This is a genomic window from Acinetobacter sp. C32I (assembly GCF_023702715.1).
Classification (GTDB): domain Bacteria; phylum Pseudomonadota; class Gammaproteobacteria; order Pseudomonadales; family Moraxellaceae; genus Acinetobacter.
Map to the genome: position 1 here is coordinate 2,181,479 of NZ_CP098480.1, position 16,938 is coordinate 2,198,416.

Annotated in this window: 12 protein-coding genes; 3 read left to right on the top strand and 9 right to left on the bottom strand. The window is 44.2% G+C overall.

The features are described 5' to 3' along the window. Window positions 1-11 precede the first annotated feature (11 nt). The 7 genes from nuoH to ndhC form a co-directional block, all read right to left on the bottom strand. Window positions 12-1,028, bottom strand: a complete 1,017-nt coding sequence (nuoH, locus tag NDN13_RS10490) for an NADH-quinone oxidoreductase subunit NuoH (RefSeq protein ID WP_004655440.1) — start codon at window positions 1,026-1,028, stop codon at window positions 12-14. Between the two features lie 3 nt (window positions 1,029-1,031). After that, entirely contained in the window at window positions 1,032-3,716 is a 2,685-nt protein-coding gene (gene nuoG, locus NDN13_RS10495; RefSeq protein ID WP_251115425.1) for an NADH-quinone oxidoreductase subunit NuoG, read from the bottom strand. An 11-nt stretch (window positions 3,717-3,727) separates the two neighbouring features. Further along, the gene (gene nuoF / locus NDN13_RS10500; RefSeq protein ID WP_251115426.1) at window positions 3,728-5,053 is read right to left on the bottom strand and encodes an NADH-quinone oxidoreductase subunit NuoF; all 1,326 of its coding nucleotides are present in this window, start codon (window positions 5,051-5,053) and stop codon (window positions 3,728-3,730) included. Next, window positions 5,050-5,559, bottom strand: coding sequence for an NADH-quinone oxidoreductase subunit NuoE (nuoE, locus tag NDN13_RS10505; protein ID WP_004804770.1), 510 nt, complete (start codon window positions 5,557-5,559; stop codon window positions 5,050-5,052). The genes nuoF and nuoE overlap by 4 nt, the downstream gene beginning before the upstream one ends. A gap of 12 nt (window positions 5,560-5,571) precedes the next feature. Next, window positions 5,572-7,359, bottom strand: coding sequence for an NADH-quinone oxidoreductase subunit C/D (gene nuoC / locus NDN13_RS10510; RefSeq protein WP_004655448.1), 1,788 nt, complete (start codon window positions 7,357-7,359; stop codon window positions 5,572-5,574). A gap of 87 nt (window positions 7,360-7,446) precedes the next feature. Then, window positions 7,447-8,124, bottom strand: a complete 678-nt coding sequence (locus NDN13_RS10515) for a NuoB/complex I 20 kDa subunit family protein (RefSeq protein WP_004655450.1) — start codon at window positions 8,122-8,124, stop codon at window positions 7,447-7,449. 6 nt (window positions 8,125-8,130) lie between these two features. Further along, on the bottom strand, window positions 8,131-8,682 hold the full coding sequence (gene ndhC, locus NDN13_RS10520; RefSeq protein WP_251115427.1) for an NADH-quinone oxidoreductase subunit A: 552 nt from the start codon (window positions 8,680-8,682) through the stop codon (window positions 8,131-8,133). 395 nt (window positions 8,683-9,077) lie between these two features. On the opposite strand from ndhC, the gene NDN13_RS10525 reads away from it, so the two are divergent. Both NDN13_RS10525 and NDN13_RS10530 read left to right on the top strand, forming a co-directional pair. Then, the gene (locus NDN13_RS10525; protein WP_251115428.1) at window positions 9,078-10,496 is read left to right on the top strand and encodes a GGDEF domain-containing protein; all 1,419 of its coding nucleotides are present in this window, start codon (window positions 9,078-9,080) and stop codon (window positions 10,494-10,496) included. Window positions 10,497-10,588: 92 nt separating this feature from the next. Then, entirely contained in the window at window positions 10,589-10,945 is a 357-nt protein-coding gene (locus tag NDN13_RS10530) for a hypothetical protein (RefSeq protein WP_251115429.1), read from the top strand. Window positions 10,946-11,058: 113 nt separating this feature from the next. Here the strand turns inward: NDN13_RS10530 and bfmS are convergent, their stop codons facing one another. Next, window positions 11,059-12,699, bottom strand: a complete 1,641-nt coding sequence (bfmS, locus tag NDN13_RS10535) for a sensor histidine kinase BfmS (protein ID WP_251115430.1) — start codon at window positions 12,697-12,699, stop codon at window positions 11,059-11,061. A gap of 106 nt (window positions 12,700-12,805) precedes the next feature. Continuing rightward, on the bottom strand, window positions 12,806-13,522 hold the full coding sequence (bfmR, locus tag NDN13_RS10540) for a response regulator transcription factor BfmR (protein WP_004655457.1): 717 nt from the start codon (window positions 13,520-13,522) through the stop codon (window positions 12,806-12,808). A 544-nt stretch (window positions 13,523-14,066) separates the two neighbouring features. Here bfmR and NDN13_RS10550 point away from each other — a divergent pair. Continuing rightward, on the top strand, window positions 14,067-16,910 hold the full coding sequence (locus NDN13_RS10550) for a ribonucleoside-diphosphate reductase subunit alpha (RefSeq protein ID WP_251115431.1): 2,844 nt from the start codon (window positions 14,067-14,069) through the stop codon (window positions 16,908-16,910). Window positions 16,911-16,938: the final 28 nt, after the last annotated feature.

A 16,938-nucleotide genomic window follows, 5' to 3' on the forward strand; every position in this document is an offset into this window, starting at 1 on the left:
TCCCTGCTGTCCTAGGCCTGATTCATCAGAATCACAGCACCAGTCACTAACAAGTTGACCAACGCCAATGGCAAACAAACTTTCCAACCAAAGTTCATCACTTGGTCATAACGTGGACGCATTAACGAACCACGCGCCAAGACAAACATCATTACAAAGAATGCTGTTTTAATTACGAACCAGAATAATGGTGGAACAAATGGAATTTCTAAGTTAAATGGTGCAAGCCATCCGCCGAAGAATAAAGTCACGATCAAAGCCGAGATCAAAACCACGTTGACGTATTCCGCAACGAAGAACATCCCCCACTTCATCCCACCATATTCAACATGGTAACCTTCAGCCAATTCTTGTTCAGCTTCTGGTTGGTCAAATGGGTGACGGTGCGTGACCGCAACACCCGCAACCACAAAGATCAAGAAACCTAAGAATTGAGGAATGATGAACCACATATCACGTTGTGCTTCAACGATTTCACGCATGTTGAATGAGCCTGCAATTGCAACCACACCCATCAACGAGATACCCAAGAACACTTCATAAGAAATGGTTTGAGCAGCAGAACGAAGACCACCGAGTAATGAGTATTTGTTGTTAGACGCCCAACCACCAAATAACACGGCATAAACTGCAATACCTGCCATTGCCATAAAGAACAATAGGCCGATACTCATGTCCGCAACGCCCAGTGTTGGACTTACTGGGATCACCATAAACGAAAGTACCGCAGTTGCCATCGCAACTGCTGGTGCTAAACGGAAAGTCAGCTTATCCGCAAACTTTGGTGTCCAGTCTTCTTTGAACATGATCTTGAGCATGTCGGCAACGATCTGGAACATACCACCCGGACCGACACGGTTTGGACCATAACGGTCTTGCCATAATGCCAAGAGACGACGCTCAATAAATGACATCAAAGCAGCAACCAAAACCACCACCAGCAAGATCACAATCGCCTGAATCACTGAATAAGCGATTGGCCAGTTCTCAGCCCAAAGTGGCGTTTGACGTATAATTTCTTGATTCATGAATTACACTCCTACCGCCACAGAAACAGGCTCTGCCAATGAAACAGTTGGTGCTAAACCAATTGGATAACCAATATAACCTGTTGGTAAATATTCAATCACCTGTACAGGTAAGCTGATGCTGGTTTCACCCGCTTGCACTGTAATACGTTGACCATCTTGAACATTTAAGCGTGTTGCATCTTGTTCACCTACCGCAAACATCGCTTCAGGAATACGAGATTCCATTGCCGGTGTTTTAATGGTGAATTCACCCGAACCAAAGATATGGTGCATTGGCACAAGACGGAAGCTTTCAGGGTTCACAACCACAGCAGTTGGTGCAACATAGCTACGTGCAGGACGTTTAGCTAAACGATCGAATAAACGGATACCCGAATCACCACCTTTTAAGTGACCACCCACTTCATCTTGGTATTTGTTCCAAGCTTGTGGTGAGTTCCAACCCGCAGACCATGCGAAAGGTACCAATGAAGATGCAGTCTGATTCCCTACATAACCTTCCATTGAGAAGGTTAATGCAGAGTCGATATCCGTCGGCTGTTTCGGTTCGTGAATCGATAACGGCGCACGCATTGCGGTACGACCTGAATAACGACGTGGTTCACGTGCAATCTTCAAACCATGGATACGGTAGCCCGCATCTGGTGCAACTTCTTCAATCGCAGCAAGTACTGGTACATTCTTAACGATGTCTTCAATCACATCATCCAGCAATGTCCAGTCGACCGCCTTACCTTTGAGACCTGTCTCAACGGCATGTAACCAGCGCCATGATTCTTTGATCGCGTATTCAGGCTTGTAGTAGCTTGGGTCATACACTTGATAGAAACGTTGTGCACGGCCTTCTTGGCTGACGACAGTACCATCGCCTTCAGCAAAGCTTGCCGCTGAAAGTACGATATCTGCAAGTTTCAAAGTTTCAGTTTCGCTATGATCCAATACGATCATAGTTTCAGCTTTATCTAATGCAGCTTTTACTTGTGCCACAGGTAAACGACGGGTTAAGTCATTTTCAACCACAACCACAGCATCAAAATCTTGTGCAAACGCTTGCTCTAGGCTTAAGCCACCAAACAGAGCCAAGCCCATTGAGTTCACTTCAGGAACAGTCAATGACAAGCCCGCATTTCCACCGAGGTTTTGCGCAACTTGAGCAGCCGCTTCCATAATTGCAGGATCTTGTAAGCTGGTACCCGAGATAATCAATGGCTTTTTCGCAGCTTTCAAAGTATCTGCAATGGTTTGCGCAAATGCTTTGGCATCATCCGCTAAACCAGAAATTGCTTCACCTTTAACAGCAGAAGCAACCGCGAAACCTAAACGTGCGATGTCATTTGGAGATGCAACCACTTCACCTGTCGCCACATCCGCTAAACGCGTTTGCGTTGCAGCAAGAATATAGATTGGTGATTTTGCATCTTGACCAATACGTTGTACAGGTTCAGCTAGCCAGTCTGGTGTACGTGTTGCAGCAGCCATTTCTTTGGCTTTGTTTTTCGCAGCTTGACGCACAGACAAGGCCATACGTGGTGCAGTTTGAGTTAAGTCTTCACCCAAGATCAATACCGCATCATAGCTTTCAATTTCACGCATGTTCGGGTTGTAAATACCCTGTGTTTGCATGATTGAAGCCGCTAACTCAACCAAGTTCTGCTCTTTTTGAGACATCCCTGTTGAGTAGTTATCTTGTCCAACCAACTCACGCAGTGCGTAGTTTGATTCCAAGCTCGCGCGTGGAGAACCAATACCTAACACTTTCTTACCTTGAAGTTGCGTAATCACTTGATCAAGTGCCTGATCAACAGTCACGGTTGCAACAGTTTCACCATTACGGAACTGCGGTTGACGTGGACGGTCTTCACGGTTCACATAGCCTGTACCGAAACGACCTTTATCACAAAGGAAGTATTGGTTCACAGAACCATTGAAACGGTTTTCAACGCGACGGATTTCGCCATAGCGTTCACCCGGAGAGATGTTACAACCTGAAGAACAGCCGAAACATACGCTTGGCGCATATTGCATATCCCATTTACGGTTATAACGTGCTGAATGGGTCTTGTCGGTAAATACACCTGTTGGACACACTTCAGTCAGGTTACCTGAGAACTCAGATTCTAAAGTACCTGATTCTGGGCGACCGAAATAAACACGTGATGCATTGGCATAGACACCAAAATCGGTACCACCAGCATAGTCTTTGTAGTAACGCACACAACGGTAGCACGCGATACAACGGTTCATCTCATGCGCAATGAACGAACCCAACTCTTGGTTATAGTGAGTACGTTTGGTAAAGCGATAACGACGACGATCGTGCTGAGTCATGACGGTCATATCTTGTAAATGACAGTGACCACCTTCTTCACAGACTGGACAGTCGTGTGGGTGGTTGGTCATCAAGAATTCAACGATCGAGGCACGGAAATCCGTCGCTTCTTTGTCTTCAATCGAAATATAGGTATTGTCGGTCGCAGGTGTCATACATGACATCACCAAACGCCCACGTGTGTCCTCAGGATTCGCATACTGAGTCACCGCACATTGACGACAAGAACCAACAGAACCTAAGGATGGGTGCCAACAAAAATACGGGATGTCGATGCCAAGGCTGAGACATGCTTGTAGCAAGTTTTCTGAGCCGTTGACTTCATACGATTTTCCATCGACATGAATTGTAGCCATAGTCGAATTCCTTAAGCTTGTTCTACGTCTAGAGCTGGAGCATGGGTCTTAACCTTAGCCTCAAACTCATTACGGAAATATTTAAGTGCGCCCATAAGCGGCTCCATCGCACCTGGTGCGTGAGCACAGAAAGTTTTACCGATCCATAATTTACGCGTCAATTCTTGTAAATGATCGATATCTTCTTTCTTACCTTCGCCTGTTTCCAGTGCTTTAAGCGCTTTCACTGCCCAAGGTAAACCGTCACGGCATGGTGTACAGAAACCACATGATTCACGTGCGAAGAATTCTTCTAAGTTACGTGTCGCAGAGACCATACATTGGCTTTCATCCACCACCATGAGCAGACAAGTTCCTAAACGAGAACCCGCTTTCATGATTGTTTCAGAATCCATTGGCAAATCAATGTGTTCAGCAGCCAAGAAGTCCGTCGATGCGCCACCTGGTAACCAAGCTTTCAGGGTTAAGCCATCACGCATACCACCCGCGTGCTCTTCAATCACTTCACGCGCAGTTGTACCGAATGGAAGTTCCCAAAGACCCGGGAATTTAACTTTGCCTGATGCACCATAAATCTTGGTGCCTGGATCTTTCGACTTACCCGCAGATAGGTTGATATACCACTCTGGACCACGCAACATGATCGCTGGCAAGTTATTGTAGGTTTCAACGTTGTTCACAATCGTTGGACGCCCCCATGCCCCTGCAACTTGCGGGAATGGTGGTTTGGTACGCGGATTGGCACGGCGACCTTCAAGCGAGTTGATCAATGCCGTTTCTTCACCACAGATATAACGACCTGCGCCAGTGTGAACATGCATATCAAAGTTCCAGCCTGTTCCAAGGATGTTGTCACCCAAGTAACCTTTAGCACGGATTTGCTCTAATGCTTCATTTAAGTATTGAGCTGCTTCGACATATTCACCACGGATGAAGATATAACCTTGAGTTGCTTCTAAGGTATAACCCGCAATCAGCATGCCTTCGATCAATTGATGAGGAAGTTTTTCCATCAACAAACGATCTTTAAAGGTACCTGGTTCCATTTCATCGGCATTACAGATCAAATAGCGTGGGCCACCATCATTGGGTGCCATCAATGACCATTTAATCCCTGCTGGGAAACCTGCACCACCACGACCTTTGACTGTCGCAGCTTTAATCACTTCAAGCACGTCTTTTGGTGGCATGCTGAGTGCTTTTTTAAAGCCAGCATAACCTTCAAGTGCTTCGTAGTCATCTGCCGCACGAACAAACTCTTGTTTGCTCAAACGCCAAGTCAATGGATGCGTTTCTGGGTTACCGTCGCCATAAATTGGTTTTGGTTCAGTATTCATACATACTTCTCCAATAACTGTTTAACTGATGACACGTCCACGAGGCCGTGCGTATCTTCATCAATCATTAAAGTTGGACCTTTATCGCAGTTGCCTAAACAGCAAATTGGGAGCAAGGTAAAACGACCATCAGCTGTGGTTTGTCCGTACTGGATCCCCAACTCGCGCTGGAACGCTTCTGCCAAAGTTTCTGCACCCATCAAGAAGCATGCAATTGAGTCACACAATAAAATTACATGGCGACCAACTGGTTGACGGTAGATACGGTTATAGAAAGTTGCAACACCTTCAAGATCCGCCACACTCATTGTCAACAACTGTGCAATCGCATTCATTTGTGCATCATCTACCCAACCATTACGGCGCTGTACACACTTCAACGCATCCAGAGAGGCTGCACGTGGGTACGGGTAATGACCAATGTGATGTTCAATGTCATGAATTTCGTCCGCAGTCAAAATCCCTTCAACATTCACACGTGGTTTTTTATCAGTCAAAATCATCATAATCGTTTACCCCTAGCGATCCACATCAGCCATAACTACGTCAATAGTCGCCAAATAAATGATCAAGTCAGAAACCAAACTGCCATTAATCACTGAAGGCATTTGCTGTAAATGCGTGAACGTTGGTGTACGAATACGGGTACGATAACTCATGGTTGACTTATCAGAAGTGAGGTAATAGGTACTCGCACCCTTCACCACTTCAGTCATAAATGAAGACTCGCCCGCTGGCATTACAGGACCCCAAGAGACGCTCAAGAAGTGCGTAATCAAGGTTTCAATATCTTGTAATGTCTTATCTTTCGGTGGTGGAACTGCCAATGGGTGATCCGCTTTATATGGACCAGATGGCATGTTATCCAAGCACTGCTGAATGATTTTCAATGATTCAGTGATTTCACGGAAGTGAACCAAGACACGTGCATAGGCATCGCCTTCGTATTCCACTGGAATATCAAAGTCGAAGTTTTCATAACCACTATATGGACGGTATTTACGAACATCAAAGTCAATACCCGTTGCACGTAAGCCAGTACCTGTCACACCCCAAGCCAACGCAGATTTCGCATCGTATTGCGCAACATTACGCGTACGACCGATAAAGACTGAGTTTTTAAGCGCTGCAGTGTAGTACTCGTTCAAACGTTTCGGCATCCATTCCAACAATTCTTTCACTAGCTTTTGCCAGTTATTTGGAAGGTCATGCGCAGTACCACCGATACGGAACCATGCTGGGTGCATACGGTAACCGGTGATCGCTTCAACGATGTCATAGACTTTCTGACGGTCCGCGAACATATAGAATACAGGGGTCATACCACCCGCATCCTGAATCGCTGTACCACAGAACAACAAGTGGTTATTGATACGGAATAATTCGTTCAACATCACACGAATGACTTGTGCGCGCTCTGGGACTTTAATACCCGCAAGCTGCTCAACCGCCATCACATATGGCATGTTTTGCGCACAACCACCGAGGTAGTCAACACGATCGGTATACGGAATGAATGAATGCCAGGTTTGACGTTCAGCCATCTTTTCCACACCACGGTGGTGATAACCGATATCAGGCACACAGTCTTTGACTTCTTCACCGTCCAACTGTAATACCACACGGAACGCACCGTGCGCAGATGGATGGTTAGGACCCAAGTTCAGGAACATGAAGTCTTCATCATCATTACCGCGTTTTAGACCCCAGTCTTCTGGAACAAAGCGTAAGTGTTCTTGTTCGAAATCTTGCTTCGCTTGGTCTTGCATATACGGGGTATATTCTGTCGCACGGGCAGAATATTCTTTACGTAACGGATGACCTTCCCAATAGGTTGGCAACAAGATACGACGGAGCATTGGATGCCCAGCGAAATCGATACCAAACATATCGTAAGCTTCACGCTCGTACCAGTTGGCATTTGGCCAAATATTGGTTGCGGTTGGGATGCTTAAATCATTTTCATTCAATGCAACTTTAATACGAATATCACTATTACGCTCAAGCGATAACAAGTGATAGAACACAGTAAAGTCAGATGCTGGCAAACCGTCACGGTGAACACGTAAACGCTCATCGACCGCTGACAAGTCAAACAACATTACATAAGGACGTTCCACTTTACGGAGGAACATAAGGACTTCTTGCACGCGTGCGCGCTCAACCCAGACTGTTGGAAACTCTTCAAAAGTCGCCTGCACATAGAAGTTCTCACCAAACTTGGTTTTGAGCTCTTCTACGATTGCAAATGCTGGGCGTGAATCAACTGGAGTTGATTCTGGCATAGCAATGTCAGTTTCAGCCATTGGCTTGGCTTCCTATTTAATACAAATTTTGTCAATTTTTCCGACGACCATATTCCTCATGGAATATGTCAAAACTCATCGTTAAAATTATTTAATGTCATCCATAGAGCGTAGGTTTTTCACCGCAATACGTTCCGCATTTTTACGGTCACGTTCTGGCATCATCTTTGGCTTATACACAGGCTGAAGATCATCACCAATAACCGCTGAAAGTGGACGGCGCTCAAGTTGAATTTGGTCTTGCAATAACATCAATGCTTGGATTAATGCTTCTGGACGCGGCGGACAACCTGGGATGTACACATCAACAGGAATAATTTTATCTACGCCTTGAACCACTGAATAGATGTCGTACATACCACCTGAGTTAGCACAAGCACCCATTGAAATGACCCATTTCGGCTCAAGCATTTGTTCATACAAACGTTGAATAACAGGCGCCATTTTGACAAAGCATGTCCCTGCAACAATCATCAAATCTGCTTGACGCGGTGAAGCACGAATAACCTCGGCACCAAAACGTGACAAGTCATGTACACCTGTTAATGTAGTTGCATATTCAACGTAGCAGCATGATGTACCAAAGTTAAATGGCCACAAAGAGTTTTTACGCCCCCAGTTCACTGCTGTATGCAACACATCCTCAAGACGTGTCATCATCACACTTTTATTCACTTCTTCCTCAAGTGGATCAGTGACGATTTGACGATCTTGTAATGGATATTGATCGGCATCCGGATTCGCACGGGTTAAAGTATATTTCATCCCGACTTACTCCTTTTTAAGTAATGATGTAGTCGGTGTTTTAGATTTAACACGACCAGAAGACTGTGCTGGAATATGACCAGTAGGATCGACAACTAACTCTTCAATGTTATTAAATCGAGTAATGTCAGCAATGTTCATATTTGGCGAACCGATTTTGGTCTTCACGCCAGCTGCTTTACGACGATCTGAAGGTGCCCAGTTAAGAGAGCCCGTAGAAAGTTCATAAATCAAACCGATTAATAAAACCAAAATAAATACGGCAGCAGTTGCAAAACCCACCCAACCAACTTCACGAACTGAAGTTGCCCAAGCGTAGAGATAGAGGGCTTCTAGATCGAAAACCACAAAGAAAATTGCAACTAGATAGAACTTGGCTGACAAGCGGATACGAGCACCGCCCGCACCTACTACACCTGATTCAAACTGCTCTTGCTTTGCACGTCCCCATGCTTTACCCCCGAGGAGTAAGGGAACTGTCAGCATAAAAACGCAAAGAAATGTAACGCCGATCACGAAGGCAATAATTGCCCATTCGTATGGAGTAATGGCACTCATGCGGGGATAACTCCTGGCAGGCCTATTTTTAACAAAGAATGTATGTATTGGCCTTCAAATACACCAAACACAAAATTAATCCCGCCAATTGTACCTGATTTCTAATTTCTCATGCTAGTTGAAGCGCTTTAGTCTTTCGGATGATTTTGTCCTTAAATTTACAGATATATCCAAGATCATGGTTAATTCACCCCTAAAAATCGAATTATCTAATCAAGAACAGAATATTGATCATTTTTTTCTTTATTTAAGCATTAAAAACATTCTTATTTTAATCGCCTTGCCCCAATATATTGCAGCACGAACTAAATCATTGCATTGATACAAATTTATGATGAAAATTTAAACAAAATTTATATAATAGCGACCTTATCTCCCCATAGAACCGCGTCAGAATGCCCCAAGCTCATGCAGCATTAAAACCACGCTCGCTGTTACAATTATTTTTACTCTTTGCGGGGGTGATTCTACTATGCTGCCTACTCGGCATCGCCACCCGACATCTGACTTTTTTAGCCTCTTTTTGGCCTGCAAACTCGGTGCTACTAGGTTTACTGATTCGCTTTCCACAAACTCGGCACCCAATCAGTTTTATAGGAGCAATTGTCGGCTATCTGCTTGCGGACGCCTTGCAAGGCACACCTCTCTTGCTGAATATCTGCTTGAACTCTGCCAATTTGCTCTATGTCATCACCACACTGACCCTATATATCAAATTTAATGCCTTTATCCGCTCACTGCATCACGGCTATTTTTATCTCTTTCTCTTCAGTTTCTGCTGTATCGGCGGTTTGGCCAGCTCATCATTTGCAGCGCTGACTCTGCCCTTACTCAATACCAAATTCGCGCTCGGTTCATTCTGGACAGATTTTGGCTACTGGTTTACCGCTGAAATCCAAAATGCCTTATTACTGCTGCCTGCGATGATCAGTGCGCCGCATTTCGCCGAGTTTAAACAGCAACTTAAAGAATTTAAGACTCAAACGGTACAAGAAAGCTTACCCTTGTTTGCGGTTATTTTTTCGATTGCGATTGGCTACTATGATACAGGCCCCGGTTCACTGCTGTATCCAATTGCCGCCCTGATTTGGTGTGCTTTGAGCTATCGCCATTTTTCAGTGGCCGTTATTACCTCGATCAGCTGCGCCTTTGTGATCTATCACGTCTCGCAAAACTATCTGTTACTTTACCCCGAGCAGTTTTTAAACAATGCCATCTCTATCCGCCTTGGGCTGATTATGATGACCATTGCCCCGCTCACGGTATCCAGTATCAATATGGTGCGATCCAAGCTGATCCAAGAGTTACAGCACACCATCGCCCATGACGAACTGACCTCAAGCTTAACCCGACGCCAATTTTTGCAATCGGTGCAACTGTTCCAGCAACAGGCAACTTACACGGGTCAAACGACCGCTTTTCTCATGCTCGACATTGATCACTTTAAACAGGTGAATGACAGTTATGGGCACCAGATGGGTGATCGTGCCTTACAAAGCTGTGTACACACCATTCAGAGCCTGCTCAGACCGCAAGATCTACTGGGCCGTTTAGGTGGTGAAGAATTTGCCATCTTTATGACCAATACCAATGCTGATGCCGCCTACCTATGCGCGGAAAAAATTCGTCTGCAAATCAGTCAAACGCCGATCGAATACGCAGCGCAACAGACTTTTTCGATTCAAATCAGTATCGGGATTTGTATTTGTGAGCCTGAAAATCAGCACGCTATTGAGCAATTATTTAAGCAGGCCGATGATGCGCTCTATCAAGCCAAACGACAGGGCCGCAATCAAGTTGTCATTTCGACATAATATGTTGCAATTCAGCTAAATACTTTAATTATCTTTATACACAGCAGTGTGAATAGATGAGTATTCTAGAATGAGCACAAAAGGAGAAAAACATGCATCTAGAATACACTCACGCTTCGGATTATTTCTTTTTTTCACAACTTCTGATGCGCCATATAGAAAGTTATGTTCGAAAACATCCAGATGCTGATAATGCGATTTTTGATTTAAGAGACATTTACGAAGTATTTAGAGAGGATTTTGCCGCCACAACCACCAATTTAGAAAGTATTCTCAATATTGCAGATAGTTATAAAGTCGAAACCTTAAATGGAGATCAAACCCTGATCAAAGGCTATAAAATCGATATTAAGAACAATGCGCTGCTGATTGACTTCAATGCAGATGCATTGCAGGGTCTTCGCTCAGGAAAACCATTGATTGAACCTGATCCATCTGTTCATGAGTAAGCAGCGATAAAACAAGATCATTTAAAAACCTGATTTAGCCAAAGCATTGCGCTTTGGCTTTTTTATTGCTGCACATAAAAAAAGGAATGACTGGCATCATTCCTTTTCTTCTATTATTTCTTAATCACCTGTTTATAACGCTTGGCAGGCCAGGTCATGATAAAGCGCGCGCCGCCCAAGTTTGGACTCTGATCCACTTGAATGGTGCCACCAAACCAGTAGGCAATACGACTGACAATCGACAGACCTAGACCATACCCCCCCGAAGCACGGGTACGGCTATCATCTAAGCGGGCAAAGGCTTCAAAAATACGGCTGCGCTCCTGCTCAGGAATCCCCGGTCCGTCATCTTCAACGCAGACATAGGCATTGCCATCAGCACGAACACCACCACTGATGCGCACTTTATGATCACAGTAACGGACCGCATTACCCACCAGATTCTGCACCACACGATGTAGATAACGGCGTTCTGCATCCACTTTTAGAGCCAAAGGCGGTGCAATCAATTCAATTTCTTTTTGCGTCTTCAGCGCTTCGGTTTCCATTGCCACTTGATCCAGCACTTCAACCAAGACAATGTCTTCGAAATCTAAAGATGGCGTGCCCTGTTCCAGTTTGGCATAGGTCATGATCTCATCAATCAAGGTATTGAGGGCTTCAATATCCTTATCGATCATGTCCACCTGTTGAATACGATAATTATAGTCGTCTTCTTCTGCCAGCATTTCCATACCGAATCGAATCCGCGCCACAGGGGTTCTGAGCTCATGCGATACCGCACGCATCAATTCACGCTGTGCCTCGATCAGACGCTGAATATGATCGGACATGTTGTTATAACTGGAGGCCAAGTTCGCCATTTCATCGCTGCCCTCAATCGGGACACGCAAGGACAAATCCCCAGACTTCATTTTGTTTAAGGCATAACGCACCTGACGGATTTTACGCTCAAGTGGCAGAATCAAACCATAAACACCCAAACTCAACAGGAACAAGCTAAATAAGGTAATGCCTGCGGAAAGCTGGAATGGCATCCAATTAAACATCGGCACAGGTCCTAGAACCAGCACTTGTGCAGAATGATTCGGCATTGGCGAAACAATGGAAATGGTGGTACCGCGTACCGTAGCACTGTCTTTATACAACAACACGCTTTGATCTTGGCGCAAACGACCAATTTGTTCCGAATCCAGATTGATATCTTTAATATCTACAATTTCAATTGGATAATAGAAGTGCTTTTTGATTTTCTCTAAGTACTCACGCTCCTGCCCTGGATAAAAAATCAAATAATCCAGTACAAAGATCGGCAACGCTTTCATTTGGCGTTCGCCAATTTTATCGACTTTGATATAGAGGTAATGCTTAGGATCGTCTTTTAGACCGATAATGATATAGCCGATGCCATTATTGGCATCGTAACGAACCACTGACTTTTGTTCAGCGATACGCTTTTTTTCGGTACGAGACAGTTCTACCCGCTCTGCATCCACATAGTAGATCGGCAATTCCAGCAAATCAGAGGCATCTGAAATCCAATCTAACTTTTGTTGTTTTTCTGGCTGACGAGACACCCCTTCACTAATGACATAGGAAATGCCATCGGTAAGAGATTCGCGATATTCTTGCGCCCGTTGATAGTTAATGATCTGCACCAGCAAATAACAAAATGCGGCAACCACAACGACCAAAACGACCAAACCAGCATAGATACGCAAAAATATGCTGTTTTTCAGTACTCGACTTACCATAGGGTAAATAATTCCAAGCTAGTTAACACCTCTCCCTAAACAGCCACGCTGCACAGAGCCCGCTATCAAGGGAAAAGCCCCCTGTGATCAGGAGGCTTTAGCGTGTTTAGATTCCGTTGGTTTCTTTAACGAATAAATAACCTTTACTACGTACTGTTTTAATACGTTTTGGATTTTCTGGATCATCACCAATTTTTGGACGGATACGTGAAATACGCACATCAATCGAACGATCTTGGCCATCGTATTCGATGCCACGTAAACGCTCGAAAATATCTTCACGAGACAGGATACGACCGGCATTCGACGCCAATAACCATAACAAGTCATATTCAGCGCTGGTGAAGTCAACCAACTCACCATTTAAAGTCACTGAACGACCGCCATTATCAATCACCAGATCATCAAATTCGATACGTTGTGCTACTTCGTCTTCTACTGTTTTGTCAGTGCGACGTAATAAAGCACGGATGCGCGCTAATAACACACGTGGCTGAACAGGTTTAGCAACATAGTCATCTGCACCCATTTCTAAACCAAGCACCTGATCCATATCTTCAGTACGTGCAGTGAGCATCAAAATCGGTTGATGATAATGTGGACGCACTTCACGACAAACGGTTAGACCATCTGCACCCGGTAACATTACATCCAGCACCACAAGATCGGGTTGCTCGCTGATAATGCGACGGATTGCACGATTACCATCCGTTTCGACTCCAACTTCTAAACCGTTACGAATCAAATACTCTTGTGTTAAACGTGCTAAGCGTTCATCATCTTCTACGATTAAAATCTTCGGTAACTTTTCTTCTTGGCTCATTTGTTGCCCCTAAAATCTGAGTGAATCCATCTATAAAAATCTGATAGATACATTGGTTTATGTTTTGCAATATACACACGTTTACATTGTAAACAAGTAGCCGTTCACCAAACTGATACACGCTTACCCTGTTTTGTTATCTTTTTATTAAAATTATGAATTTTAATATATTTTTCAGAAATATATGCATTTTCCGACAGGATGAATATTTAGTATAGATTTTGTGCCAATGTTAAACAATTTGTTTCTTTATTCGCCCAAAACAATTTAAGTGTCTGTTTTTTGAGTTATCCACAGAGTTATCTATAAGCCTTTTTTAACGGCTTTGATATGCTATGTGACTGTGATTTCAGCAGTTAAGACATGAAAAAAAAATTAGTAAAATGTCAAGGATTGATCTACTCCAAAAAATCCCGTATCTTGTGTTGAAAATAAACTTTAACCACTAAGTATTGTGTTTATCCCTCAAACATCGTGGCATACTTTTTGCTCGATTCAAACGGTCAATGAACATAAAAATAGATGATAATGGAGCTATGCTGACATGAGCATCATCACTTCTACTCCTGGCCAACTTCAGGTCATTAAGCGCACCGGTGAGATTGCGACATTTAATGCCGAGAAAATTTCTGTTGCGATTGGGAAAGCATTTTTAGCAGTTGAAGGTCAACAAGGTACTGATTCAAGTCGTATCCATGACCGTATCACCCAACTGACAGAAATGGTTATGAACACCTTTAATCGTCGCCTACCTTCTGGTGGCACGATTCATATCGAAGAAATCCAAGACCAAGTTGAATTGGCATTGATGCGTACTGGCGAACAGAAAGTTGCCCGTGCCTATGTGATTTATCGTGACCAACGCGCAAGTGCTCGTCAGCAAACTGGTGCGAACCATCACCCTACCCTGCAAATCACCGATGCCAATGGTCAGCTCCAGCCATTGGATTTGGATGCACTTACAGCAACGATTGAAACTGCAAGTGAAGGTCTAGAAGGGATTGATGTTCAAGCCATCCTTGATGAAACCGTAAAGAACTTATACAACGGCGTAAAAGAAAGCGATATCGCGACCACCATGATGATGGCAACGCGTACCCGTATCGAACAAGAGCCAAACTATACTTATGTGACTGCTCGTTTACTCAGTAGCGAATTGGTCAGCACAGGTTTAGAGTTCTTGGGTCTGCCTGCAGAAACCTTGGAAGGCGATGCTTTAGAAACTTTCTTAAAGAAAGGGATCGAGCTTGACCTGCTTTCTGAAGACTTGTTGAACTTTGACCTTGCTAAATTGGCTGCTGCGATCAAACCAGAACGCTCAAACCAGTTTACTTACTTAGGTCTACAAACTTTATTTGACCGTTACTTCATCCATTCAAATGGCGTGCGTTTTGAATTACCACAATTATTCTTTATGCGTGTGTCGATGGGTCTGGCACTTAACGAAGAAAATAAAGAAGACCGTGCAATCGAATTCTATGACTTATTGTCTAGCTTCGACTACATGGCATCTACGCCGACCCTATTTAACTCAGGTACTTTGCGTCCGCAATTATCAAGCTGTTACTTAACGACAATTGGTGATGACCTGTACGACATTTATGGCGCAATGCGTGATAACGCAATGTTGTCTAAATGGGCTGGCGGTTTAGGTAATGACTGGACACCAGTTCGTGCCTTGAACTCATATATCAAAGGCACCAACGGTAAATCTCAAGGTGTGGTTCCATTCCTTAAAGTTGCCAACGATACAGCCGTTGCGGTAAACCAAGGTGGTAAGCGTAAAGGTGCAGTCTGTGCATACCTTGAAACTTGGCACTTGGATGTTGAAGAATTCCTAGAGCTCCGTAAAAACACTGGTGATGACCGTCGTCGTACCCATGACATGAACACGGCGAACTGGGTGCCTGACTTGTTCATGCAACGTGTATTTGAAGATGCTGAATGGACACTGTTCACGCCTTCTGAAACACCAGACCTGCATGATTTAACAGGTGCTGAATTTGCTGAGCGTTATGCGCACTACGAAGCAGTCGCAAAACAAGAAAACATGCTGCATAAGAAAGTCCGTGCGAAAGACTTATGGCGCAAAATGCTTTCGATGTTGTTCGAAACTGGTCACCCGTGGATCACATTCAAAGATGTATGTAACTTACGTTCACCACAACAACATGTGGGCGTAGTTCACTCATCGAACTTGTGTACAGAAATCACCTTAAACACTAACCAAGATGAAATCGCGGTGTGTAACTTAGGTTCGATCAACCTTGTACAACACGTTCAAGGTGGTGTGTTAGATCGTGAGAAACTTGCGCGTACAGTGAAAACTGCGGTGCGTATGCTCGATAACGTGATCGACATTAACTACTATGCAGTGCCACAAGCAAAGAATTCAAACTTGAAGCACCGCCCTGTAGGTATGGGGATCATGGGCTTCCAAGATGCATTGTATGAAATGAATCTTGCTTATGGTTCAGATGCAGCGGTTGATTTCGCCGATGAATCAATGGAAGTGATCAGCTACTACGCAATCGAAACTTCAAGCAACCTTGCGCTTGAACGTGGTGCTTATTCAACATTCAAAGGTTCATTGTGGGATCAAGGGATTCTGCCAATCGACTCTTTAGAAATCGTTGCAAAATCACGTCCAGAGCGTATGTTCGAAGTGGATCGTACTCAACGTTTAGACTGGGATTCATTACGTACTAAAGTTCAGAAAGACGGTATGCGTAACTCAAATGTGATGGCGATTGCACCGACTGCAACCATCTCTAACATTTGTGGCGTGTCTCAATCGATTGAGCCAACTTTCCAGAACTTGTATGTGAAATCGAATCTTTCTGGTGAGTTCACCGTGATCAACCCTTACCTTGTTCGTGCATTAAAAGAACGTGGTCTTTGGGATACGGTAATGGTCAATGATCTAAAACACTTCGAAGGTTCAGTGCAAAAGATTGCGCGTATTCCTGAAGAATTAAAAGCAATCTTCGCGACTGCATTTGAAGTAGATACTCGCTGGATCGTAGATGCTGCGTCACGTCGTCAAAAATGGATCGACCAAGCACAGTCATTGAACCTTTACATCGCTGGCGCGAATGGTAAGAAACTTGACATCACCTATAAGATGGCATGGTTACGTGGTCTTAAAACCACATATTATCTCCGAGCTTTAGGTGCAACATCGGCTGAGAAATCAACCATTAATACGGGTGCACTGAATGCAGTTAAACCAGCATCGGTTGAAGCGCCTGTGGTTGCAGCAGCACCAGCGGCAGTTGTAGCTGAGAAGAAACCTGAAACTGCGGTTGAAGAAGATGGTTTCACGACAGCAGCGCCAGTGCCATTGGCGTGTTCAATTGACAACCCAGACTGCGAAGCTTGTCAGTAATTTTATTCCTCTCTCAATAAATCCCCTC

What these genes read in the sequence shown, in the direction of transcription:
- bfmS (WP_251115430.1), bottom strand. Translation starts at nt 12,699, where the DNA reads ATGGTAAGTCGAGTACTGAAAAACAGCATATTTTTGCGTATCTATGCT.
- nuoF (WP_251115426.1), bottom strand. Translation starts at nt 5,053, where the DNA reads ATGAATACTGAACCAAAACCAATTTATGGCGACGGTAACCCAGAAACG.
- ndhC (WP_251115427.1), bottom strand. Translation starts at nt 8,682, where the DNA reads ATGAGTGCCATTACTCCATACGAATGGGCAATTATTGCCTTCGTGATC.
- NDN13_RS10525 (WP_251115428.1), top strand. Translation starts at nt 9,078, where the DNA reads ATGCCCCAAGCTCATGCAGCATTAAAACCACGCTCGCTGTTACAATTA.
- NDN13_RS10550 (WP_251115431.1), top strand. Translation starts at nt 14,067, where the DNA reads ATGAGCATCATCACTTCTACTCCTGGCCAACTTCAGGTCATTAAGCGC.
- nuoC (WP_004655448.1), bottom strand. Translation starts at nt 7,359, where the DNA reads ATGGCTGAAACTGACATTGCTATGCCAGAATCAACTCCAGTTGATTCA.
- bfmR (WP_004655457.1), bottom strand. Translation starts at nt 13,522, where the DNA reads ATGAGCCAAGAAGAAAAGTTACCGAAGATTTTAATCGTAGAAGATGAT.
- NDN13_RS10530 (WP_251115429.1), top strand. Translation starts at nt 10,589, where the DNA reads ATGCATCTAGAATACACTCACGCTTCGGATTATTTCTTTTTTTCACAA.
- NDN13_RS10515 (WP_004655450.1), bottom strand. Translation starts at nt 8,124, where the DNA reads ATGAAATATACTTTAACCCGTGCGAATCCGGATGCCGATCAATATCCA.
- nuoH (WP_004655440.1), bottom strand. Translation starts at nt 1,028, where the DNA reads ATGAATCAAGAAATTATACGTCAAACGCCACTTTGGGCTGAGAACTGG.
- nuoG (WP_251115425.1), bottom strand. Translation starts at nt 3,716, where the DNA reads ATGGCTACAATTCATGTCGATGGAAAATCGTATGAAGTCAACGGCTCA.
- nuoE (WP_004804770.1), bottom strand. Translation starts at nt 5,559, where the DNA reads ATGATGATTTTGACTGATAAAAAACCACGTGTGAATGTTGAAGGGATT.